The organism is Streptomyces sp. NPDC033178 (assembly GCF_055577685.1).
Window position 1 is genome coordinate 310,399 of sequence record NZ_JBVIPT010000014.1, and the last position, 23,228, is coordinate 333,626.

Below are 23,228 nucleotides of genomic sequence, written 5' to 3' on the forward strand. Positions count from 1 at the left end.
AAGGTGGCACGACTGCGCGAAGTGCGCAAGAGGTCTCGCGCACTTCGCGCAAGCTGTGTCATCATCGGCGCCGAGGCAGTCCGCCCGTCCGGGCCGCCCGAACAGGCACCCGCCGAAGGAGGTTCACGTGTCCCGCACCACCCGCACGGTGCTCTCGCCCCGCGTGTTCGCCCTCGCGGACGACCTGTCCGGCGCCGCCGAGACCGCGGCCGCGCTCGGTCTGCGCGGGCGTATCGTGCTGGGCCCCGCCACGGCTTCCCCCCGCGAGGGCGAGTCGGTCGTACTGGACCTCGACACCCGGCAGCTGGCCCCGGACGACGCGGCGAGCACGGTACTTGCCGCGCTGGCGCACGCCGACGGAGGCGTGGTCCTGAAGAAGATCGACTCGCTGCTGCGGGGCAACCTCGCCGCCGAGGCGGCCGCCTACGCGACCGGCGCCACGGGCGTCGTGATCGCGCCCGCCCTGCCCGTGGCCGGCCGTACCGTCCGCGAAGGAGTCGTCAACCTGCACGGCACCGCCCTGCACACGACCGACGCCTGGCGTGCGGAGCCGGGCGCGGCGCCGGTGTCGGTGGGGGCCGCCCTGGGCGGCGTACCGACACGGGTGGTGGCACTGGCGACGGTGCGCGCGCCCGAGCCTGCTCTGTACGACCGGCTGCGGGCGCTCGTCGCCGAGGGGTACCACCCGGTGTGCGACGCGGAGACGGACGCGGACCTCGACGCGATCGCCGAGGCGGCCCTCCGACTTGGCCCGGGGATACGGCTGATGGGCACGGGCGGGCTCGCGGCGGCACTGGGACGCAGGTTCGCGAAAGCGGACGCTTGCGGGGCCGGGGCCGGGTTGCCGGGAACGGACGGCGACCGTTCCACGGAGGCCGCCCGGGACCGCCACACGGAAGCCGACCCCGGCCACTCCACGCGGACCGCGCACGACCGTTCCACGGAAGCCGACCGGGACCGTTCCACCGGAACGGACACGGCCGGTCCCGCACCAGCCGACGAGGTGTCACCGGCCCCCGACGGCACCCCCTCCAGACCCCTGCTGGTGGTGGTCGGTACCGCCGAACCCGCCGCCGTTGCGCAGATCGCGCAACTCGTCGCGGCCGGTGCGCGCCACGTGCCGCTGCCCGCGCACACCCTTACCGGCCACTCGACCTGGCCGCCCCTGGACATCCGTACAGAAGACGGCCACACACCGCACGGCGTCACCGTCGTCAGCATCGACGGCACCCACGCCGTCGTCCCCGGCCAGGCCCGCAGCCTCGCCAAGGGCCTGGCCCACGCGGTCGCCGGGGCGGCGCACGACAGCGACCTCGTCCTGACCGGTGGCGAGACCGCCCGCCGTGTCCTCGACGCACTCGGCATCCGCGAACTCCTGCCGCTCGACCAGATCCACCACGGCGCCGTCCGCTCCCGCACCGCCGACGGCCGCCGCGTCGTCACCCGACCCGGCAGCTACGGCGACACCGACTCCCTGCTGCGCATCGCCCGCGCACTGCGCCCCGGCCTCGCGCCGCCCTCCGACCAGCCGGTCGCACCACCCGTCCCGCCCGCCCCGCTAGGAGAACCCACGTGAACGCAGCCCCCACCGCCGCGCCCGCCGAGCAGTCCGGCACCGCCGGACGTCCGCTCCCGATCATCGCGGTGACCATGGGCGACGGCGCCGGCATCGGACCGGAGGTCATCGTCCCGGCCCTGCTGAACGCCGACACCCTGCGCGGCTGCCGCCCCGTCGTCATCGGCGACGCCGAGCGCCTCCGTGAGGCGGCCCGCATCCTCGGCGTCACGTGCGACATCGTGCCCGTCGACAGCCCCGCCCAGGCCGAGTTCACGCCCGGGCGCATCAACGTCGTCGACCTCGGCCTGCTCCCGGCCGACCTCCCCTGGGGCGCGCTGTCGGCGAAGGCCGGCGACGCCGCGTACCAGTACATCCGCGTCGCCGCCGAACTCGCCCTGAACGGAGACGTCCACGGCATCTGCACCGCGCCCCTCAACAAGGAGGCCCTGCACGCCGCCGGACACCTCTACCCCGGCCACACCGAACTCCTCGCTCATCTCACCGGCGTCGAGGAGGTGTCGATGATGCTGTCCACGCCCAGGGTGAAGGTCATCCACGTCACCACGCACATCGGTCTGATCGACGCCGTCAACAGGATCGAGCCCGGACTCGTCGAGCGCACCGTGCGCCGCGGCCACGACGCGATGGTCCGCGCAGGCGTCGAGGCACCCGTGATCGGGGTGTGCGGAATCAACCCGCACGCCGGCGAGAACGGACTGTTCGGCAACGGCGAGGAGGAGACGAAGATCGTCCCCGCCCTGGAGGTCCTGCGCGCCGACGGCATCGACGCCCGCGGCCCGCTCCCCGCCGACACGGCCTTCTACCTTGCCGGCCGCGGCGACTACGACCTCATCGTCGCCATGTACCACGACCAGGGCCACGGCCCGGTGAAGGTCCTCGGCATCGAGGCGGGCGTCAACCTCACCGTGGGCCTGCCGGTCATCCGCACCTCCGTCGACCACGGCACCGCCTTCGACATCGCCGGAACCGGCAGGGCCGAGGCCGGTAGCATGGTCGAGGCGCTGCGCCAGGCCGCCGAGATGTCATCCGCTCCGGCCGCCGCCCGCTGACCCCGGCCCGTCGGCACCATCGGCACCACAGGACACCAGAGGACAGAGACTGATGTCTGCGATCGGCTCCAAGGCCCGGCGCGACCGGATCGTCCAACTCGCCACCACCACCGGCCTGACCAGCGTGGAGGAACTCTCCCAGCTGTTCGGCGTGACGGCCTCCACCATCCGCCGCGACCTCGCCAGGCTCACCACCGACGGACGGCTCGCCCGTACGTACGGGGGCGCGATGGCCCTGTCCGCGCACCCGGAGGCGTCGCTGCGCCAGCGCACCGGCGAGGCGTACGACGCCAAGCGGGCCATCGCCCGCTGGGCGGCGGCCCAGGTCCAGCCGGGCGAGACGCTGCTGCTCGACGCGGGCTCCACGGTCGGCGCGCTCGCACACGAACTGCGTACGGCCAAGGACGTGACCATCGCGACCACCGGACTGACGGCGCTTCAGGAACTCGCCGACGTCGAGACGGTGCACGTCGAGTGCCTCGGCGGCACCCTCAGACCGCTCAGCCAGGGCTTCGTCGGCCCGTTGACCGAGGCCGCCCTCGAACGGCTCACCTTCGACCGGGTCTTCCTCGGCACCGACGGAGTCTCGCCGGAGCACGGGATCTGCGAGGCCGATCTGCGCCAGACCCGCCTCAAGGAACTCATGGCCCGCCGCGCCGACCACGTCTACGTACTCGCCCACGCGGCCAAGCTGGGCCGCCGCCCCTTCCACGCCTGGGCCGTCCTCCCCGAGGGCTGGACCCTGGTCACGGACGACACCGCCGACCCCGGCATCCTCGCCGAACTGCGCACACGCGGAGTCACCACCGTCCTGGCCGAGCCCGTCGGCACCCTCTGACCGGGTCGCCCCCGGCCCGAGCGGCACGATCGCGCCGATTCCCGGCAACCTCTTCCCACCGGGACGAATAGCAGCATGATGTCGGGAGACCGTGCCCGGCCCAGGACTCGGGGACGGGCCGGGCCTCTCATGCGGGAGGATCAGTGGACAAGGCGCAGACCACCGGCCACATACCCGAAGACGACGCCCACGCAGGGGACTTGGCGGACTTACGGAACGAGGACTTCGACTACCTCGACGCCGGCGGGCACACCTACCTCGACCACACGGGAGCGGGCCTTCCGCCGACCTCGCTCGTGCGGGGGAGCGCCGCCCGCATCACCGGCGGACTCTTCGGGAATCCGCACTCCGAGAGCCCGGCCTCCCGCGCCTCGGGAGTGCTGCTGTCCCAGGCCCGCCGCGCGGTGCTCCGCCACTTCGACGCGGACCCGGCCGAGTACGCCGTGATCTTCACCGCCAACGCGACCGGCGCGCTGCGTCTGGTCGGCGAGGCATATCCCTTCACCCGCCGCAGCAGGCTGGTGATGTCCCTGGACAACCACAACTCGGTGAACGGCCTGCGGGAGTACGCGCGTTCGCGCGGCGCGACGACGGTGTACGTACCGGTGAGCGGACCCGGGCTGCGGATGGACGAGCAGCGGCTGAGAGCCGCCCTGCCCGCGCGTGAACGCGGTCCCGGGCGCAGACGCGGCCCGGGCATGAGGCGAGGCCACGCCGGCGAGCGCCCGCACGGCCTGCTCGCCTACCCGGCGCAGAGCAACTTCACCGGCGTCCAGCACCCGCTCACCTGGATCGCGGCGGCCCAGGCACGCGGCTACGACGTCCTGCTGGACGCTGCCGCGTACGTACCCGCCAACACCCTCGACCTGAGCCGGTACCACCCCGACTTCACGGTCGTCAGCTGGTACAAGGTCTTCGGCCACCCCACCGGCGTCGGCAGCCTGATCGCCCGCCGGGACGCCCTCGCGAGACTGCGACGCCCCTGGTTCTCCGGCGGCACCATCTACGCGGTCAGCGCGCAGGCGCAGTGGCACGTCCTCGCGGACGACGAGGCGGCCTTCGAGGACGGCACGGTCAACTTCCTGTCCGTCCCCGACGTGACGGCCGGGCTGGAGTGGATCGACAACATAGGCATGGACCGCGTGCACGCCCACGTCACCGCCCTGACCGGTCAACTCCTCGCGGGGCTGAGGCAGTTGCGGCACAGCGACGGCTCACCGCTGGTCAGGACGTACGGGCCTGCCGACCTCGTGGCCCGCGGCGGAACGGTCGCGCTCAACCTGCTGGGCGCCGACGGCCGTGTCATCGACGAACGGGTCGTCACCCGCGACAGCGCCCTGCGCGGGATCTCGCTGCGCACCGGCTGCTTCTGCAACCCGGGCGCGGGCGAGGCGGCGTTCGCCCTGCCACCGCGCCGGCTCCGCTCGGCCGCACGCCGCCGAGTCGCCTCCCTGGAGGAGTACTTGGAGCTGCTGCGCCTGCCGTCGGCGGGCGCGGTCCGGATCTCGCTCGGCCTGTCGTCACAGCCCAGGGACATCGAGACGTTCCTGACGTTCGTACGGGAGACCTACCGGGACCGGGTGCCCGGGGCCACGGGACTGGAGGCGAGGGCGGGCTGTTGAGCGGTCGACGGGCGCCGGTTCACTTTCCCGCCCGCCCGCGCACCACCCCGTTCCGGCACTTGCGCACCAGCACCGTCCATGTCGCCGCCAGGAACAGCAGGGCGAACCCGGCGAGGATCAGCCAGCCCCGGCTCGCGGGATGAGCGAACGACTCGCCGTACGAGTCCAGCAGCGGCGGCCCCAGCCGGGAGGCACCGTCGCGCCACAGCGGCTCCAGGCCGATACCGCTGCCCAGTGCCTCGAACGCCCAGCGGTTGGTCATCGCCCAGCTGATCGCGTCTCCCGCCGCCGTCATCCGGGGCACCGGCACGAACGCCCCCGAGAACAGCACCTGGGGGAAGCAGAGCAGCGGCAGCATCAGCGTCGCCTGCCCCGGGTCCGTCACGGCGGCGGAGGCGAGCAGCCCCAGGGCGAGCGCTGCCGCCGAGGCCAGCACACTCGACACGAACAGCGAGACGTACGTGTCCCAGTCCGCCGCGGGCAGCCGGTCCAGGGCACGCAGCACGGCGAGGAGCAGGGCGTCCGCGGCTGCCAGTACCGGGAGCATGGTGGTGAGCTTGGACGCCACGTACGGGCCGATCCGCAGTCCGGCCAGCCATTCGCGGCGGAGCACGGGCAGTTCCGTACAGATCTGCAACAGGCCGTACGTCAGCCCGAAGAAGAACGCGCCGAACGCGATCCAGAACATGATCATCGCGGTCGACCCCGGATCCGGGGTCGCCGGATCGAACGCGCCCGCGCGGAACAGCACCGCGAACATCGCCACGATCATCACGGGCGAACCGGCCAGCACGGCGACCGAGAGCCGGTTGTGCAGCAACAGGGCCGTTCCGCGCCGGGTGAGCAGTGACCACTGGCGCACCGCGCCCACGCGAGACCGTGGGCCCGGCCGCTCAGGACGGACCACGCCGTCATCGGACTCCGCGGGGTCACCAGGGGACACCACGGGTTCGACACGCGCGCCGTCGGCCACCGCCTCGTACACCTCCTCGACCGTGCCGACCCCGAACTCCCGGCACAGGGTGTCTGGTTCACCCGCGTACGCGACCTGCCCGCCCGGGGCCAGGAACACGACGTGGTCGCCGCGGAGGAGGTCCGCGAGGACGTGGGTGGTCAGCACGATGGTGGTGCCGTGCTCGGCGAGGGCGCGCAGGGTCCGCAACAGGGCCGCCCCGGTGACCGGATCGAGCCCGGAGGTGGGTTCGTCGAGGAAGAGCGCCCGCGGTCTGGTGAGCAACTCGGCGGCGATGCTTGCCCGTTTGCGTTCGCCGCCGCTCAGCGCGCGGACCGGCGTACCGGCCCGGTGGGTCAGCCCGAGCGTGTCCAGGACCCGGTCTACGGCCGCGGTGACCGAGTCGGCCGACGTTCCCGCCGGCATGCGCAGACCCGCGGTGTACACCAGCGTCCGGTGCAGCGGGAGGTCGCGGTGCAGGATGTCCTCCTGCGGTACGAACCCGAACTCCGGCCCGGGCGGGCCCGGTTGGGCCCCGTCGTGCAGTACGGAACCTTCGTCGGCCGACCGCAGTCCCGCGAGGGTTTCCAGCAGCACCGTCTTGCCCGCGCCGCTGCTGCCGGCGATCACGACGATCCGCCCGGGCCCGGCGTCGAGGGACACCTCGTCCAGTACGCGCCCCGCTCCGCGCACCTCCTGGGTGAGCCGGTGAGCCCGGATCCGCAGACCGTCGACCGGAGCGAGGGGCGGGGACACGGGCGGGCGGGGCCCTGTCGGTGTCGGCATGGAGGCAGCATGCCAGGAGACCACGGACTTCAAGCATGAGCGCGGACCGTGCCGGGCAAGTGCCGGTGCGATATCCGGTGATGGGGTGCATCCGTAGGGCCAAAGCGTCAAATCCCCCTTCTTCAAAGGATCCTTGCTTCTTTTATTGACGGCGGAAAAGAACGGACCTAGGTTCCGGGCATGCGCTCGACTCCTCGTACGGAGGCGTTCCCGGCACACACGCCGGCCGCTGCCCAGATCTTCACCACCGTGCTGTCCCACGGCCCGCTCACCCGGTCGGACATGGCCGGCCGGGCCGGGCTCTCGGCGGCGGCGGTCACGAAGGCGGTCCGGCCGCTGATGGAGGCCGGGTACCTGGTGGAGGACGCGGGCGACGAGGCGCGCCCGTCCCTTGGGCGGCCCGCCAACCCCGTGCGGGTGGACGGCGGACGGGCCCTGTTCATCGGTGTCAAGATCACCGGCGACGAGATCATCGCAGTGCTGACGGACCTGTGCTGCCGGATCCGCGTCGCCCGGCACGTGCCCCTCGCCGACCGCGAACCGAAGGCCGTGCTCGCGTCGGTCGCCGCCCTCGCGCAGGAACTCCTCGCGGAGGCCGACGGGTTCGGCGTTCAGGTCCAGGGGCTCGGTGTCGCCGTCTCCGGCGATGTGGACCGCGCCGCCGGAGAGGTGCGCTTCTCGCCCTTCCTGGAGTGGTGCGACCTTCCCCTCGCCGAACTCGTGGAGATGACGACCGGACTGCCGGTCACCGTCGACAACGACGTCCGCGCCCTCACCGTCGCCGAGCAGTGGTTCGGCGCGGGCATCGGCCTCTCCGACTTCGCGGTGGTGACCGTCGGTGCGGGCATCGGCTGCGGCCTGGTCGTGCACGGCAAGGTCGTCTCGGGCGCGCACGGGGTGGCCGGCGAGATCGGGCACGTGGTCATCGACCCGACGGGACCGCCCTGCCACTGCGGAAACCACGGGTGCGCCGAGGCCATCGCTGCGGACCCCGCGATCGTCGCCGCTGTGCGCGAGGCGACCCGCCTGCCGGTGGCCGACGCCGCGCAGGCCGTCGACCTGGCCCGGCGGGGCGACCCGGGCGCCCGTGAGGTGTACGCGCGGGCCGGGGAGGCCATCGGCCGGGCCATCGCGACCGTCGCCAACCTCATGGGCCCCCAGCGCGTGATCATCTCCGGCGAGGGCCTCGCCGCATACGACCTGTTCGCCGAGCAGATCCGCGACGCCTTCACCGCGTCGGCCTTCGGCACGGCCGCGCGATGCGACCTGCTGACGCGTCCGTTGCCCTTCGACGAGTGGGCGCGCGGCGCCGCGGCCACCGCCATCCAGTCCTTCATCAGCGGTCCGACCCGCGGCCAGGGATGAGCCGCAGCACCACCTGACGAACAGTCAAGCTCCTTGGCCCCCAAGGAAGTTCCCGCACCAACGCACCGACACATCACTGCCCCACCGCACCGACACATCAGTGTCCCACCGCACCGACACATCAGTGTCCCACCGCACCGACACATCAGTGTCCCACCGCACCGACACATCAGTGTCCCACCGCACCAACGCATCACTGCCTCACCGCACCAACGCATCACCGCACCCGCGCAGAGCCGAACCCATCACTGGAGGTCCGACCCATGAGGTCATCCTCGTACTCTCCCGGTACCCCCGCCCGTCGCTCCACGAGAGCCATGCTCGTCGTGGCCCTCACCGCGGCCATGGCGACGACCCTCCCGGCAGCCCAGGCCGCCACCCCCACTGCCACCTCTCCCGCGACCACGTCCACCGTCGACGCCGGTGCCGAGGCCGTCGCGGCCAAGCCGTACATGGGCTGGTCGAGCTGGAGCATGCAGTCCTCGAAGTACCCCGGGCTCAACCCCGACGGCGACTACAGCTACCTCACCGAGAAGAACGTCCTCAAGCAGGCGGACGCCCTGGCGGCCAAGCTCAAGCCGTACGGATACGAGTACGTCAACCTCGACGCCGGATGGTGGCGTGCCAAGGACTGGAAGCCCGGATTCGACGAGTACGCCCGCCAGAAGGCGGACCCGGGGCGCTTCCCGCGCGGCATGAAGCCCGTCGCCGACCACATCCACGGCAAGGGACTCAAGGCGGGCATCTACCTGCCCGTCGGCCTGGAGAAGGAGGCGTACGGGGAGGGCAAGACCCCCATCTGGAACGCCGAGGGCTGCACGACCGCCGACATCGTGTACGGCGACCTGCGCACCACCAACGGCTGGGACAGCGCCTACAAGCTCGACTTCTCCAACCCCTGTGCCCAGAAGTACGTCGACTCGCAGGCCCGGCTCTTCGCCGACTGGGGCTACGACTTCCTCAAGCTCGACGGGGTCGGACCGGGTTCCGGCAAGAACGGCGACCAGTACGACAACGTTGCCGACGTCGCCGCCTGGCAGAAGGCCATCGCCGCCACCGGCCGTCCGATCCACCTGGAGATCTCCTGGTCGCTCGACATCGGCCGGGTCGCCGACTGGAAGAAGTACTCCAACGGCTGGCGCATCGACACCGACGTCGAGTGCTACTGCAACACCCTCGTCAGCTGGGAGAACTCGGTCGACGACCGCTGGGACGACGCCCCCGGCTGGACCCGCCACGCAGGCCCCGGCGGCTGGAACGACCTGGACTCCCTGGACGTCGGCAACGGCCAGATGGACGGCCTCACCAAGGCGGAGCGGCAGAGCTACGCGACCCTGTGGGCCATCGCCAAGTCCCCGCTCTACACCGGTGACGACCTGACCAAGCTCGACTCCTACGGTGTGTCGCTGCTGACCAACCGCGAGGTCATCGCCCTCAACCAGGGCAGCACCCCTCCCGCCCGCCCGGTCACCCCGTCCGACCCCCAGCAGGTGTGGGCGGCCAAGAACGCCGACGGCAGCTACACCGTCGCCCTGTTCAACCTCGCCGACGCGCCCGCCGCCGTCACCGCCGACTGGGCGACCCTCGGCTTCACCGGCAAGGCCTCCGTACGGGACCTGTGGAACCGCGAGAACCTCGGCACCCACACGAACAAGGTGACGCAGGCCCTGCCCGCCCACGGCTCCCGCCTGTTCACCGTCACCCCGCGCGGCGCCGCTCTCGCCTCGACCGGCTACGAGGCCGAGGCGACCACCAACACCCTCAGCGGCAACGCCTCCGTCGCCGACTGCTCCGCCTGCTCGGGCGGCAAGAAGGTCGGCAACCTGTACGTCGGCGGCAAGCTCCGCTTCAACGACGTCGTCGTCGCCAAGGCCGGTACGTACATGGTGAAGGTCGGCTACGTCAGCGGTGACGCCCGTTCCATCGACGTCTCCGCGAACGGCAACGGCGCCAGGCACCACAAGTTCCCCTCCACCGGGGACTGGGGAACCGCCGAGACCGTCAGCGTGCCCGTCACCCTCAAGGCCGGCGCCAACACCATCACCTTCGACAGCGGCACCGGCTACGGCCCGGACATCGACCGCATCGACGTCCCGAAGTCGTCCTGACCGCCGTTCTCTTCCCCCTGGAGCCGCACCATGGACAACATCCCGACCGAGCCCAGCAGACGAAGACTCCTCTCACTGGCCGCGGCGGCAGGCGTCGCCACCGCCCTCGGCGGCCTGCCCGCCTTCACCGCGTCGGCCGCACCCCAGCGACCCGCCGACGCCCCGCTCCCGAAGGGGAGTTCACGGAACCAGCTGTGGTGGCAGTCGCCCGGCGACGAGCACTCGATGATCGAACAGGGCCTGCCCGTCGGCAACGGCCGCCTCGGCGCCCTCGCGAGCAACGACCCGGGCCGTGAACTCCTCCTGATCACCGACGCCACCATGTGGACCGGCGGTCTCAACGACAAGCTCGACTCCGACGGCCAGTTCCCCTACGACCGCGAGAACTTCGGCTCCTTCACGCTCCTGGGCCGCCTCACCGTCGACATCCCCGACCACGACCTGTCCGCCGTGAACGGCTACCGCCGCACCCTCGACCTCGCGCAGGGCGTGGTGACCACGTCGTACGTCCGCTCCGGAGTGACGTACAAGCGGCAGATCTTCGCCAGCCGCCCCGACGACGCGATCGTCCTGCACTTCTCCCAGAGTGGCGGCGGCCGTTACACCGGCAGCATCGCCCTGGAGGGAACGCACGGAGAGAGCGTGACGGGTACCTCTTTCGGTACTGCCTTCCCGAACGGTCTGCGCTACGGCGCCGCCGTGAAGGCGACCGGCAGTGGTGGCAGCGTCCGGGTGAACGGCCCGCGGATCGACTTCTCCGGCTGCAGGGAACTGACCGTCGTGGTGAGCGGCGGCACCAACTACGCGCCCGACGCCTCCAACGGTTACCGCGATCCCTCCCTCGACCCCGAGCGACTGGCCCGCACGAAGGTCCGCGACGCGGCGGGCCACTCGGCGGACACTCTGCTGCGCACCCATGTCGCCGACCACCGCGAGTTGTTCGAGCAGTTGGACATCTCGCTCGGTACGTCGTCGGACGAGCAGCGTTCCCTGGACACCTGGGAACGGCTCGGGGCGCGGGCCCGGGACGGTGAGCCCGATCCCGAACTGGAGGCCGCCTACCTGCAGTTCGGCCGCTATCTGATGATCTCCGGGTCCCGCGGCAGCCTCCCGCTCAACCTCCAGGGGCTGTGGCTCGACGGCAACGACCCGGACTGGATGGGCGACTACCACACGGACGTCAACATCCAGATGAACTACTGGATGGCCGACCGGGCCGGGCTGTCCCAGTGCTTCGACGCGCTCACCGACTACTGCCTCGACCAGTTCCAGTCCTGGACGAAGCTCACCAACGACCTCTTCAACGACCCGCGCAACCGCTACCGCAACTCCACCGGGAAGGTCGCCGGCTGGACCGTCGCCTTCTCCACCAACATCCATGGCGGAAACGGCTGGTGGTGGCATCCGGCGGGCAACGCGTGGCTGTGCACGACCCTGTGGGAGCACTACGAGTTCACCCGGTCGCGCTCCCATCTGGCGAGGATCTACCCGCTCCTCAAGGGTGCCTGCGAGTTCTGGGAGGCGCGGCTGATCACCACGACTCTCCCCGGCACCTCGCAGGAGGTGCTCATCGACGACAACGACTGGTCGCCCGAGCACGGCCCGCAGGACGCCAAGGGCATCACCTACGCGCAGGAACTGGTGTGGGTGCTGTTCGACCACTTCCTCACGGCGTCCAAGGAGTTGAAGAAGGACTCCGCCTACGCGAAGAAGATTGGCGGCCTCCAGAAGCGGCTGTATCTGCCGAAGGTCAGCCCCAAGACGGGCTGGCTGGAGGAGTGGATGTCGCCCGACAACCTCGGCGAGACCACCCACCGGCACCTGTCCCCGCTGATCGGACTCTTCCCCGGAGACCGCATCCGCCCCGACGACTCCACCCCGCCGGAGATCGTGGAGGGCGCAACTGTCCTGCTCACCGCGCGCGGCATGGAGAGCTTCGGCTGGGCCAACGCCTGGCGCAGTCTGTGCTGGGCCCGGCTGAAGCACGCGGACAAGGCCTACCAGCTGATCGTCAACAACCTCCGCCCGTCGATCGACGGCGGCAACGGCACCGCCCCCAACCTCTTCGACATCTACGAAGTGGAAAAGGGTCGCGGCATCTTCCAGATCGAGGCCAACTTCGGCACACCCGCGGCGATGATCGAGATGCTTGTGTATTCCCGCCCGGGCCATCTGGAGCTGCTTCCGGCCCTCCCCGACGCCTGGGCGAAGTCCGGCTCCGTCACGGGAGTCGGCGTCCGCGGCGGCTTCACCGTCGACCTGCGCTGGCGCGACGGGAAGCCCACCGAGGCCCGGATCCACAGCGTCGGCGGCCGGACGACGACGGTGGCGTACGGCAACACGTCCAGGACGGTGACCCTGAAGCCCGGCGGGTCCGTCACGCTGCGGGACTTCGCCCGATGACGGCCCGGTTCGCCCGAGCGGGCGGCCGCCTGGCCGCCCTGCTGCTGATCGCCGCGGCCGTCCAGGCGACGCCCGCGGCGGCGCAGCCGGCCGACCCGCACACGTCCACGGCACAGGCCGCCGCCGGGCCACGGCACGACGTGGTCACCTGGGGCGCGAGCGCGGACCGCATCGGCGACGCCGTCAACGACCGCAGCTACCGCCTGATCGTGCGCACCAGCGTCGCCGGGGACGACCTGCGCGTCCGGCTCTCCAACGCCTTCGGCGACAAGCCGCTGACCTTCGACAGCGTCTACGCCGGCATCCGGCAGGAGGGCGCCACCGTGGTCCGCGGCACCAACAAGCGGCTGACCTTCGGCGGATCCCGCTCCGTCACGGTCCCCGCCGGCGCCACCGCGTACAGCGACCCGCTCCCCGGCAGGCTGCCCGCCGCGACCGACCTGGCCGTCAGCATCCACACCAGCGAGGCGAGCGGCACGGCCACCGGGCACTCCATGGCCATGCAGACCTCGTACGCGGCGGAGGGCGACCACACGGGCGAGGAGGCCGCCACCTCCTGGACCCAGCCGATCGGCTCCTGGTTCTACCTCGACGCCGTGTCCGTACGGACGAGTTCGACCACCGGGGCCGTGGTCGCGCTCGGCGACTCCATCACCGACGGCTGGCAGTCCACGAGCGATCTGAACCGCCGCTGGCCCGACTACCTCGCCCGTCGGCTGAAGGCAACGACCGGTCCGGTCAAGGGAGTTGCCAACGAGGGCATCTCCGGGAACAAGGTCCTCGCGGACGGCGCCGGACAGAGCGCCCTCAACCGGCTGGACCGTGACGTCCTCTCCCTCCCGGGCGTCCGCACGGTGTTCCTCTTCGAGGGCGTCAACGACATCAAGGCCCACTCCGGCGTCACGGCCCAGGACATGATCAAGGGCTATCGCGAGATCATCGCCCGCGCCCACGAGGCCGGGAAGTGCGTCGTCGGGGCCACCGTCGCGCCCTTCAAGGGCTGGTACGAGTGGGATACCGCCGCCGAGTCCGTACGCCAGGAGATCAACCAATTCATCCGCGACAGCGGGGAGTTCGACGCCGTCACCGACTTCGACCGCATCCTCCGCAGCCCCTACGACCACCAGCGCATCCTCCCCGTCTTCGACGGCGGTGACCGCCTGCACCCCAACGACAAGGGCATGCAGGCGATGGCCGACGCCGTCGACCTCAAGAGCCTCGACTGCTCCGAGTGAACACCGCGCCCAGCCGGAGCACCGAGGCAGCGCACTGATGACGCATCGCACTGACGCATCCCGCTGACACATGGCCCCAATGTGCCCCACACACAGAGGAGTTGACCCAGTGAACAGACGTCGCTTACTCACCGGCGGGACCGCCCTCGCGGCCACCGCCACCCTCCTCACCACTCCGACCGCGAGTGCCCGCACGGCCCGGGCGCTGCCGACGAGAGCCGAGATACTCCCCGTCCTGCGCCGGGTCGCCGACCACTGGATCGCCACGCACACGGACCCCGGCGACAACGGCTGGGCCAACGCGACGTTCTTCAGCGGTCTGCTCGCGCTCCACCGGCTGACAGGCGACCCCCGTTACCTGGCGTACGCGCGCGGCTGGGCCGAGAAGCACGCGTACGGCCTGCGGGGCGGTGTGACGACCCGTCATGCCGACAACCACAACGCGGGACAGGCCTATCTCGACCTCTACGAGATCGAGCCCGAGGAAGGGAAACTCGCCGCGATCGAGGCGTCCCTGCGCCGCATGGTTCTCACGGACCAGCCGGGCAAGAACGACGACTGGTGGTGGGACGACGCCCTCCACATGGGCATGCCGCCGTTCGCCCGCCTCGGCGTGCTGCGTAAGGACCCGCGGTACTGGGACAAGCTGTACGCCCTCTACGGCCACACCAAGCGCGTCGAGGGCGGGCCCGGTCTGCTCGATCCGGGCACCGGCCTGTGGTACCGCGACAAGCGATTCCTGCCCGGTGCGATCGTCTCGCCCACGGGTAAACCGGTGGTCTGGTCGCGCGGCAACGGCTGGGTGGCGGGCGGACACGTCAAGACGCTCAAGGCCCTGCCGCGGTCCGAGCGGCACACCGCCGAATACCGGGAGACCCTGACCCGGCTGGTCACCGCCCTGCCCGCCGCACAGCGCACGGACGGCTTCTGGAACGTCAACCTCGCCGACGCGGAGCATCTGCCCGGCCCCGAGACGAGCGGCACGTCCTTCTTCCTGTACGGCACGGCGTACGCGATCCGTGCCGGCCTCGTCCGCCGGTCGGCCTTCCAGCCGGTGGCGGCCCGGGCATGGCAGGGGCTCGTCACCACGGCCGTCCATACCGACGGCTTCCTCGGCTACGTACAGAAGGTGGGCGACCGCCCGGAGTCCAGCCAGCCCGTCACCCACGACAGCACCTCGGACTTCGGCGTGGGCGCCTTCCTGCTCGGGGGCACCGAACTCGCCCTTCTGACGAGCTGACAGCACCGCCGTGCGGGCCGGCGTAATGGCTCTGTAGCGTGGGCACATCAACCAACGCGACGGAGGCTGTCACATGACCCGCCCGATCACCGTGGGAGTAGACGGTTCCGCCGAATCCCTGGCCGCCGTGCACTGGGCGGCCAGGGAGGCGGTACGCCGTTCACTGGCGCTGCGTGTGGTGCACGCCTGGGAGAAGTCCGACGGCGAGGACAGGACCGGGGACGTGCGGGACGCGCTGGCGGAGACCGCCCGCGACGTCACCGGCCGGCACCCGGACCTGCCCGTGACCACCGACCTCCTCGAAGGCGACCGGGTCGACGCGCTGGTCGCCGCGGCGGCGGACGCCGAGACGCTGGTCCTCGGCACCCGCGGGCACGGAGCGATCGTCGGCTTCCTGCTCGGCTCCGTCGGACAGCAGGTGGTCGCCGAGTCCGCGCGGCCCGTCGTCCTCGTACGCGCCGGGGATCTCGCCGAGTCCGAGGCGGCCGGCCGCGAGATCGTCGTCGGGCAGCAGGGCGGCCCGGACGACAGCGCGGCGGCACTGGAGTTCGCGTTCGAGACGGCCGCCGCACGCGGCGCCGGCGTACGCGTCGTACGGGCCTGGAGCCTGCCCACCGTCTTCACCTTCAGCCCCGCCTCACTGAAGCTCGCCGACGAGGCCGGGGGACTGGAGCAGTACGAGAACAAGGCGCTCGCGGAGGCGCTGCGGCCCTGGGAGGAGCGGTTCCCGCAGGTGCGGGTGACCCGGCACGTCGAGATGGGCAGCGCGGGCGAGGTACTGCTCACGGCGGCCGCTCCCGCCCAGTTGCTGGTGGTGGGCCGGCGTGCGCACCCTTCCGCCGTCGGTGCACGGGTGGGCTCGGTGGCCCATGCGGCCATGCACCACGCGCCCTGCCCGGTGGCGGTCGTCCCGCCGGCCTGACGGCCCGCCTCAGACGGAGGGCGCCGGATCGTCCGTCGGCGGCGGCAGCGCGTCACGCATCGCAGGCAGGATGTTCTTGACGTAGTCCTCGACCGCCGTGTCCAGCCCGATGTCGTGCTGGGCCCGCTCGGACAGGTACCAGCGGTGTTCGAGGAGCCCGTGGTAGAGCTCGGCCGGATCCATCGAGCCGCGCAGCTCGCGGGGGATGGCGCGCACGGTCGGCCGGAAGACGTCCCGCACCCAGCGGTGGGCCAGGACCTCCGGACGGGCGGCGAGAGGGTCGCCGGGCGCGTAGTCGTCCTGGGTGGCCATCCAGGCCTCCAGGTCGTTCAGCAGCCGCCGCGCCTGGTTCTCCTCGGCGTCCAATCCCGTCAGCCGCAGCAACTGGCGCTGGTGGTGGCCCGCGTCGACGACCTTCGGCACGAACGTGACGGTGTCACCGTTCGAGGAGTGCGCGATCTGCATCTCGGCGACGTCGAAACCGAGGTCGTTCAGACGGCGGATCCGGCGGTCGATGTAGTGGTGCTTGCCCGCCGGATAGACGGACGTGCGGGTGAGCTCCTCCCACAGCCGGTTGTAGCGCGCGCAGATCTCCATGCCGAACTCGATCGGGTCCACCGACGGGTGGAGGGCGCCGGACGCCTCCAGGTCCAGCAGCTCCCCGCTGATGTTCACGCGCGCGAGATCGAGGTCGTACTCGCGCTGCCCCGGACTCAGTTGCGGATGCAGCTCCCCGGTCTCGGCGTCGACGAGATACGCGGCGTACGCGCCCGCGTCACGCCGGAACAGCGTGTTGGACAGCGAGCAGTCGCCCCAGGCGAACCCGGCCAGATGGAGCCGGACCAGCAGAACCGCCAGCGCGTCCATGAGCCGGTGCATGGTGGCCGGCCGCATGGTCGTCTCGAACATGGACCGGTAGGGCATCGAGCCGCCCAGATGGCGGGTGATCAGTACGGATTCCAGCGGCTCGCCGCCCTCGTCGGTGCGGCCGGTGACCACGGCGAGCGGGTCCACCGACGGGATGTTCAGCCGGTCGAGACTGCGCAGCAGCTCGTACTCCCGCAGGGCGGGCCGCTCGGCGAGCTCCTTGACCGCCACGACCTCCGTGCCGGCGCGCGCATAACGCACCACGTGCCGTGAGATGCCCCGCGGCAGCGGCACCAGGTAGTGATCCGGCCACTCCTCCAGGGGAAGCTGCCACGGCAGGTCGAGCAGGAGCGCGGGATGCTCCGGGTTGGTGGCGCTGATCTGCAATGCCATCGCTCGCTTGCCCTGCCCTTACGGTCGGCCGTCATGTCGCAGGAGCATCTCCGCACCTGGACGTCCCCTTCGTCAACATGGACGTCCGTTTCGTCACCCGGTGGACCCTGTGGGAGATGCGCCCGCGACTCGGCTCAGACCGGCTGATCCACCCCCAGCACCGCGCGGACCTCGAACTTCTCGTACGTCTCGGCCGACTCGGTGTCCTCCGGGCGACGGGCCAGGACGGTGCCGAGCCAGCCCAGCAGGAACCCGGCCGGTACGGAGACGATGCCCGGGTTCTGCAGCGGGAAGAAGGCGAAGTCCGCGTCCGGGTAGAACGAGGCGGGCCTGGAGGAGACGACGGGCGAGCAGACGACCAGCAGTACGGACGTGATGAGGCCGCCGTACAGGCTGAGCAGGGCCCCGCGCGCGTTGAAGCGGCGCCAGAACAGGCTGTAGACCATCGTCGGCAGGATCGCGGACGCGGCGATGGCGAACGCCAGGAACGCCAGGGTTGCGGTGTTCGTCCCCCAGGAGACGAGCGCTAGCAGCATCCCCAGGACACCGATCACGACGGCGGACAGCCGGGCCACGGTCAGCTCCTCCCGCTGGCTCGCCCGGCCCTTGCGCACCACCTCTCCGTAGAGGTCGTGCGCGAGGGAGGAGGCGGCCGCGAGGGTGAGGCCCGCGGCCACGGCCAGCAGCGTCACGAACGCCAGACAGGAGATGAGCGCGGTGAGCAGGGCACCGCCGAGGTCCTGGGCGAGCAGCAGCACCGCGGCGTCGCCCTTCGCGTCGATGTCCGCGATGACGTCCCGGCCGACGATCGCCGTCGCGCCGAGGCCGAGCACGCCTGCGGCCAGGCACACGAAACCGACCAGGCCCATGGCCCACAGGATGGAGCGCCGCAGCACCCGGGTGGCGCTCGGGGCCAGCAACCGCATCATCACGTGGGGGAGTGCGGCCAGCCCCAGCACGATGGCGATCTGCAGGCTGAAGAAGTCGAGCTTGCTGGTCGTGCTGCCGCCGTAGCGCAGCCCGGGCTCAAGGAACCGCTGGCCGATCCCGCTGCCGGAGGCGGCTCCGCCGAGCAGGTCGTCGACGTTCCACTTGTAGCGGTGCAGCACCATGACGGCGGTCACGGCGACACCGACGACCAGCATGACGGCCTTGACGATCTGGATGAAGGTCGCGCCGGGCATGCCGCCGAGCGCCACGTACAGCACGACCAGGGTGCCGATTGCCACGATGCACAGGGTGCGGGTGGCGCTGGACGGTTCGCCGAGGAACTGTGTCAACAGGGCGACGCTGCCGACCAGTTGGGCGACGAGGTAGAGCACGGTGACGGTCAGCGTGCAGAAGGCGAGGGCGAGGCGGACGGAGCGCTGGTTGCGCGGCAGACGCAGCGCCAGGGTGTCGCCGAGCGTGAACCTGCCGGAGTTGCGCAGGGGTTCGGCGATCAGCAGCAGCACCATCACCCAGGCCACGCTGGTGCCCACGAGGTACAGCAGGCCGTCGTACCCGGTCAGTGCGACCAGACCGGTGCTGCCGAGCAGGGTGGCGGCGGAGAGGTAGTCCCCGCACATCGCCAGGCCGTTGCGCAGCGGGGTCATCGTGCGGTTGCCGAGATAGAACTCGCTGATCTCGTCGCCCTGCGGCGCGATGATGAGCGCGGTGAACATGCTGACCACGACGACCGACACGAACAGGATGAAGGTCAGCTTCAGACTGAAGCCGCCGACGACACCGGCGGAGAGAGTGACCAGCCGGTCCTGAGGGAGCGTCACCATCCGCCGAACCGCCTCTGCTGCTGGGGGACCCGGGCCCGGGCGGCCGCGTCGCGATGCAGCTCGGCGCGCAGGCGGTCGGCGGCCGGGTCGACCCGCCGCTCCATGTGCACCGTGTACCGCCACGCGGTCAGGGCCATCACGACGAACTGCCCCACCCCGCCCGCGAGTCCCAGCGTCACATGACCGAACAGCGGCCGATTGAGCACGTCGGGCAGGAAACTCGACAACAGCACGAACAGCAGGAACCCGCCCACCGAGATCGACAGCGCCACCGCCCCGAATCTGCGGTGGGCGCCGCGGATGGAGCGGAAGTCGGGATGCGAACCGATCATGTTCCGGGCCACGGGTCCGGACTGCGCGCTGTCCGGAGGGGAACCGTAGTACGGGCTTGGGTGTTGTGGCATACCGTGCCTTATCAAATAAGAGTGCAGCTCAAGAGGCATTGCTGAACGCGGCTCAAGTTTCTGGATCGAGCGGTTCGGGAATCGGCCCGAATTTCCGCTGGAATCCTCACCCGGTCAACCCGGGGTGGCCCGGCCGATGGGGTATGTCGGCGAGGCTGAACGGATTCTGGCATTCAATCGATTCAATAATCAACAGCGAAAATGTGAGGGAAATGCGAGCGGCCTTATTCGGCCTGCGAACCCCGCTGGGCTGGCTCAAATGCACCGCACAGCATCGGGCGCCGGAGCCGGTACCGGCGCCGCCGGGTGCCGCCTCGGCGGCCGGAGCCGGGGGACGTGATGTGCAGCACGCCGGGGCCGTGGGCGTGACGCCTGTGAGAGGGGTTCTGGCTGGGCACGGCTTGATCAGCGATCAAGCCGGGTAAAATCCCTGGCCAACGCCCATTCTGCTCATTTGACACCTCGTCGCGCTCAGGGATAGACAGCAGCCCTCTGAGGTCGAGAGGTGAACCGTGTACGAGCCGAATGTGGTCGGGGACTGGCAGGAGTACGACGACGAGCATGCCGGCCTGCGCATTCGCGTCCATGGCTTGGAGAAGGCGGAGCCGCCGCGCGGTCGTGACGACGCGGCCGAGGGCCTGATCTACTTCCGATTCCGGGTGACCGTCGAAAACCGTACGACCGAGCATTTCGGCATTCACCTCGAAGACGGCCAGCTCGACATCCGTATCGGAACCGACGGCGAGAGCGCGTTTCTGGACTGGCGCAACTCGCAGTTCATCGAGGGCTTCGACGTCTATCCCCTGCGCCGGGCCACCGCGGTCCTGTTCGCCGCGGCTCCCGAAAGCGGCCTGTCCCACGTGGACATCCAGGTCCAGTTGAAGGTCGACGACGAGTGGACCGAACGCTACCTCTGGTCCGGTGGCATCGGCCTGCACGAGCCGGCGGTCGGCGTCGGCGCCCGCTCCGAATCCGCCGCGGACGGCCTCGCCGCCCAGGTGATCAGCTTCCTGGAGAGGGAAGCGGGGCCGGGCCCGGCTTCCTGACGGCTGGAAAGGCGGAGCCGCTCCGGTCGGGGCTCAGCCGCCTCGCACCGGGTCCAGAGCCTCGGCGGCCGCCGCCGCGACGGCCTCGGACACGGCGGCGAGTGCGGGGAAGTCGAGCTTCCACTGCTGCCAGTACAGGGGAACGTAGATCTTCGAGTCCGGCGCGAGGTTGACGAGTCGTCCCGCGTCGAGCAGCGGCGCCGCCTGCACCTCGGGTGCCATGCCCCACCCCATTCCGGCCGCGACGGCGTCGACGAACCCTTCAGAGGTCGGCACGAGATGCCGCAGCGAACTCGCCGCGCCGCGACCGCGCCTGAGCCCCCGGACGAACGCGTCCTGGAGATCGTCGCGTCGGTCGAAGGCCACCACGGGCGCGTCGGCGATCACGTCCCGCAACGGCGTGTCCGGCCACCCGCCGAACCACCGCGAGGCGAAATCGGGGCCGGCCACGGGGAGATACCGCATACGCCCCAGACTCCGGACGGAACAACCGGTCACCGCCTCCGGCGACGAGGTCACCGCCGCCATCACCAGCCCCTCGCGCAGCAGTGCCGCCGTGTGGTCCTGGTCCTCGCGGCGCAACTCGTAGCAGAGCCGCAGGTCTTCCGGCACGCGGGCGAGCGCGGGCAGGAACCAGGTCGCCAGCGAGTCGGAGTTCACCGCGATCGACAGACGCGTCGGCTCGTCGGAGCCCGACATGCCGAGCTCGGTCCTGGCCTCGTCCTCAAGGCGGGCCAGTTGGCGCGCGAACCGCACGACGACCTCGCCCGACTCGGTCGGCCGGACCGGCTTCGTACGCATCAACAGGACGCGCCCCGTGCCCTGTTCGAGCGCCTTGACCCGCTGGCTCACCGCCGACGGCGTCACATGCAGCACCGCGGCCGCCGCGTCGAACGTGCCCTCGTCGACGACGGCCAGCAGCGTACGCACCTGGTCGAGGGGAAGCTCTGTCATCACAAGTGCTAATGATACGTAAGAATCTTTAGCTGTACTCTTGACGGCGGCCTTTCTAGCGTGGCGGTGTGAGCAGCACTCTGACCGCCGCGGCCGCCGGGTTCGGCACCGGCCTCTCCCTCATCGTCGCCATCGGCGCACAGAACGCCTTCGTCCTGCGGCAGGGCATCCGCAGGGACGCCGTGCTCGCGGTGGTGGGCATCTGCGCCCTGTCCGACGCGGCACTCATCGCGCTCGGGGTCGGCGGGGTCGGCGCGGTGGTGGTGGCCTGGCCGGAGGCGCTGACCGCGGTCGCGCTCATCGGCGGTGTCTTCCTCATCGGCTACGGCTGTCTCGCCGTGCGCCGGGTGTTCCGGCCGTCGGCGCTGCTCGTGGAAACCGGCACGGCGGGCTCACGGCGGCGGGCCGTGCTCACCTGCCTGGCGATGACCTGGCTCAACCCGCACGTCTACCTCGACACCGTGTTCCTGCTCGGCTCCATCGCGGCCGACCGCGGCCCGCTGCGCTGGACCTTCGGTCTCGGGGCCGTCCTCGCCAGCCTGGTCTGGTTCGCCGCGCTGGGCTTCGGCGCCCGGCTGCTCAGCCGCTTCCTGGCCCGGCCGTCGGCGTGGCGCGTACTGGACGCACTGGTCGCCACGATGATGATCGCGCTCGGTGCCACGCTGATCGTCGGAGCGTGAAGCCTTCCGGGTCGGCAGGCTGTTGGCGGTCTTGGTCGCCGAGGTCGCGATGGTGGTCGTGACTGTCGTGGCGACTGTGGTGGTCGTGACGACTGTGGTGGTCGTGGCGGTCTCCTCGATGGACGACGGCGACGGCCAGGAGGCCGAGTGCCAGTCCCACCACCGTCTGTGTCCCGAAGGGCTCGCCGAACATCAGCGCACCCCAGACGGCCGTGACGGGAGCCATCAGGAACATGAGGGTGTTGACCTTGGTCACCCCCGACCGGCGCAGGATCAGCCAGTACAGCCCGTACCCGCCGAAGGTGGAGAGCACCACGAGCCACACCACCGCGGTCCAGAAGGAGCCGCTCGAGGGCGGCGCCACTGTTCCGGTGGCCGCGGCAAGTGCCGTGAACACGACGGCACTTGTGACGGCATGGACCGTCATCGACACCATCGGGCGGACATCCGTACGGGACCGGCGGTCCAGGAAGGTCGCCGCCACCAGGGACAGCATGCCGAGGAACGGCACGAGATACGCCCACCACGCGACTCCGGTCCCGGCGCCCGCGTCGGCCGCGGTGACGACGGCGACACCGGTCACCCCGAGCCCCAGCCCGAGCCACTGCGTACGCGAAACCGGCAGTCCCAGCAGCGGCCCGGCCAGCGCTCCGGCCACCAGGGGCTGCGTTCCGTCGATGAGAGCCGTGGTGCCGCTGGAGACGCCCAGCTCTATCGCGTAGTAGACCGTCAGTAGGTAGCCGCTCTGCGACAGCGCCCCCACGGCGGCCTGCCGGACCAGATCGCGGGAGGTCAGCCCACGCCACGACGCCCGCGTCGCGGTCAGCGCGACGACGCCCAGGACGAGGGCCAGTGGCAGAAAACGCCACATGAGAAGCGTGACGGCAGGGGCGCTGCCGGATCCGAGCTTGGCCCCGATGAAACCGGAGCTCCAGGCCCCGACGAACGCGATCGACAACAGGATGTTCACGACACCGCACACCTCCAAGGCCGGACGGCCGACGGTAGTAGAC

General features: G+C 70.9%; 18 protein-coding genes. 12 read left to right on the forward strand and 6 right to left on the reverse strand.

The window, feature by feature from the left end:
* The first annotated feature begins 127 nt into the window (after positions 1–127).
* The 4 genes from ACZ5VQ_RS32235 to ACZ5VQ_RS32250 all read left to right on the forward strand — a co-directional run bounded on the left by ACZ5VQ_RS32235 (position 128) and on the right by ACZ5VQ_RS32250 (position 5,088).
* Entirely contained in the window at positions 128–1,576 is a 1,449-nt protein-coding gene (locus ACZ5VQ_RS32235) for a four-carbon acid sugar kinase family protein (protein ID WP_469107991.1), read from the forward strand.
* The gene (pdxA, locus tag ACZ5VQ_RS32240; protein ID WP_469107992.1) at positions 1,573–2,628 is read left to right on the forward strand and encodes a 4-hydroxythreonine-4-phosphate dehydrogenase PdxA; all 1,056 of its coding nucleotides are present in this window, start codon (positions 1,573–1,575) and stop codon (positions 2,626–2,628) included. Before ACZ5VQ_RS32235 ends, pdxA begins: the two co-directional genes overlap by 4 nt.
* 52 nt (positions 2,629–2,680) lie before the next feature.
* The gene (locus ACZ5VQ_RS32245) at positions 2,681–3,466 is read left to right on the forward strand and encodes a DeoR/GlpR family DNA-binding transcription regulator (protein WP_469107993.1); all 786 of its coding nucleotides are present in this window, start codon (positions 2,681–2,683) and stop codon (positions 3,464–3,466) included.
* Between the two features lie 143 nt (positions 3,467–3,609).
* Positions 3,610–5,088 carry an aminotransferase class V-fold PLP-dependent enzyme gene (locus tag ACZ5VQ_RS32250; RefSeq protein ID WP_469107994.1) on the forward strand — a complete coding sequence of 493 codons (1,479 nt, stop codon included), beginning with the start codon at positions 3,610–3,612 and terminating at the stop codon, positions 5,086–5,088.
* A gap of 19 nt (positions 5,089–5,107) precedes the next feature.
* Here ACZ5VQ_RS32250 and ACZ5VQ_RS32255 read toward each other — a convergent pair whose 3' ends face one another.
* Positions 5,108–6,826: an ATP-binding cassette domain-containing protein gene (locus ACZ5VQ_RS32255; RefSeq protein WP_469107995.1), complete on the reverse strand. Its 1,719-nt coding sequence runs from the start codon at positions 6,824–6,826 to the stop codon at positions 5,108–5,110.
* A gap of 180 nt (positions 6,827–7,006) precedes the next feature.
* Between ACZ5VQ_RS32255 and ACZ5VQ_RS32260 the strand changes: the two genes are divergently transcribed.
* From ACZ5VQ_RS32260 to ACZ5VQ_RS32285, 6 genes are all read left to right on the forward strand, one after another.
* On the forward strand, positions 7,007–8,191 hold the full coding sequence (locus ACZ5VQ_RS32260; protein WP_469107996.1) for an ROK family transcriptional regulator: 1,185 nt from the start codon (positions 7,007–7,009) through the stop codon (positions 8,189–8,191).
* 263 nt (positions 8,192–8,454) lie between these two features.
* On the forward strand, positions 8,455–10,299 hold the full coding sequence (locus tag ACZ5VQ_RS32265; protein WP_469107997.1) for an alpha-galactosidase D: 1,845 nt from the start codon (positions 8,455–8,457) through the stop codon (positions 10,297–10,299).
* Between the two features lie 30 nt (positions 10,300–10,329).
* Entirely contained in the window at positions 10,330–12,702 is a 2,373-nt protein-coding gene (locus ACZ5VQ_RS32270; protein ID WP_469107998.1) for a glycosyl hydrolase family 95 catalytic domain-containing protein, read from the forward strand.
* Positions 12,699–13,937 carry an SGNH/GDSL hydrolase family protein gene (locus tag ACZ5VQ_RS32275; protein WP_469107999.1) on the forward strand — a complete coding sequence of 413 codons (1,239 nt, stop codon included), beginning with the start codon at positions 12,699–12,701 and terminating at the stop codon, positions 13,935–13,937. Before ACZ5VQ_RS32270 ends, ACZ5VQ_RS32275 begins: the two co-directional genes overlap by 4 nt.
* 109 nt (positions 13,938–14,046) lie before the next feature.
* On the forward strand, positions 14,047–15,177 hold the full coding sequence (locus ACZ5VQ_RS32280; protein ID WP_469108000.1) for a glycoside hydrolase family 88/105 protein: 1,131 nt from the start codon (positions 14,047–14,049) through the stop codon (positions 15,175–15,177).
* Positions 15,178–15,250: 73 nt separating this feature from the next.
* On the forward strand, positions 15,251–16,099 hold the full coding sequence (locus tag ACZ5VQ_RS32285) for a universal stress protein (RefSeq protein ID WP_469108001.1): 849 nt from the start codon (positions 15,251–15,253) through the stop codon (positions 16,097–16,099).
* Between the two features lie 9 nt (positions 16,100–16,108).
* On the opposite strand, the gene ACZ5VQ_RS32290 is transcribed toward ACZ5VQ_RS32285, so the two are convergent.
* The 3 genes from ACZ5VQ_RS32290 to ACZ5VQ_RS32300 form a co-directional block, all read right to left on the reverse strand.
* On the reverse strand, positions 16,109–17,359 hold the full coding sequence (locus ACZ5VQ_RS32290) for a DUF4032 domain-containing protein (protein ID WP_469108002.1): 1,251 nt from the start codon (positions 17,357–17,359) through the stop codon (positions 16,109–16,111).
* Between the two features lie 134 nt (positions 17,360–17,493).
* Complete coding sequence (locus tag ACZ5VQ_RS32295) at positions 17,494–19,131, reverse strand: solute symporter family protein (protein ID WP_469108003.1); 1,638 nt, start codon at positions 19,129–19,131, stop codon at positions 17,494–17,496.
* Positions 19,125–19,535 (reverse strand): DUF485 domain-containing protein, encoded by a 411-nt coding sequence (locus ACZ5VQ_RS32300; protein ID WP_469108004.1) that lies wholly within the window; start codon positions 19,533–19,535, stop codon positions 19,125–19,127. Before ACZ5VQ_RS32300 ends, ACZ5VQ_RS32295 begins: the two co-directional genes overlap by 7 nt.
* Positions 19,536–20,047: 512 nt before the next feature.
* Here ACZ5VQ_RS32300 and ACZ5VQ_RS32305 point away from each other — a divergent pair.
* Complete coding sequence (locus ACZ5VQ_RS32305) at positions 20,048–20,581, forward strand: hypothetical protein (RefSeq protein WP_469108005.1); 534 nt, start codon at positions 20,048–20,050, stop codon at positions 20,579–20,581.
* A gap of 33 nt (positions 20,582–20,614) precedes the next feature.
* Here the strand turns inward: ACZ5VQ_RS32305 and ACZ5VQ_RS32310 are convergent, their stop codons facing one another.
* On the reverse strand, positions 20,615–21,535 hold the full coding sequence (locus ACZ5VQ_RS32310; protein WP_469108006.1) for a LysR family transcriptional regulator ArgP: 921 nt from the start codon (positions 21,533–21,535) through the stop codon (positions 20,615–20,617).
* Between the two features lie 68 nt (positions 21,536–21,603).
* Between ACZ5VQ_RS32310 and ACZ5VQ_RS32315 the strand changes: the two genes are divergently transcribed.
* Positions 21,604–22,215 carry a LysE/ArgO family amino acid transporter gene (locus tag ACZ5VQ_RS32315; protein WP_469108007.1) on the forward strand — a complete coding sequence of 204 codons (612 nt, stop codon included), beginning with the start codon at positions 21,604–21,606 and terminating at the stop codon, positions 22,213–22,215.
* Here ACZ5VQ_RS32315 and ACZ5VQ_RS32320 read toward each other — a convergent pair.
* Positions 22,115–23,185, reverse strand: coding sequence for a DMT family transporter (locus tag ACZ5VQ_RS32320; protein ID WP_469108008.1), 1,071 nt, complete (start codon positions 23,183–23,185; stop codon positions 22,115–22,117). The genes ACZ5VQ_RS32315 and ACZ5VQ_RS32320 overlap by 101 nt on opposite strands.
* Positions 23,186–23,228: the final 43 nt, after the last annotated feature.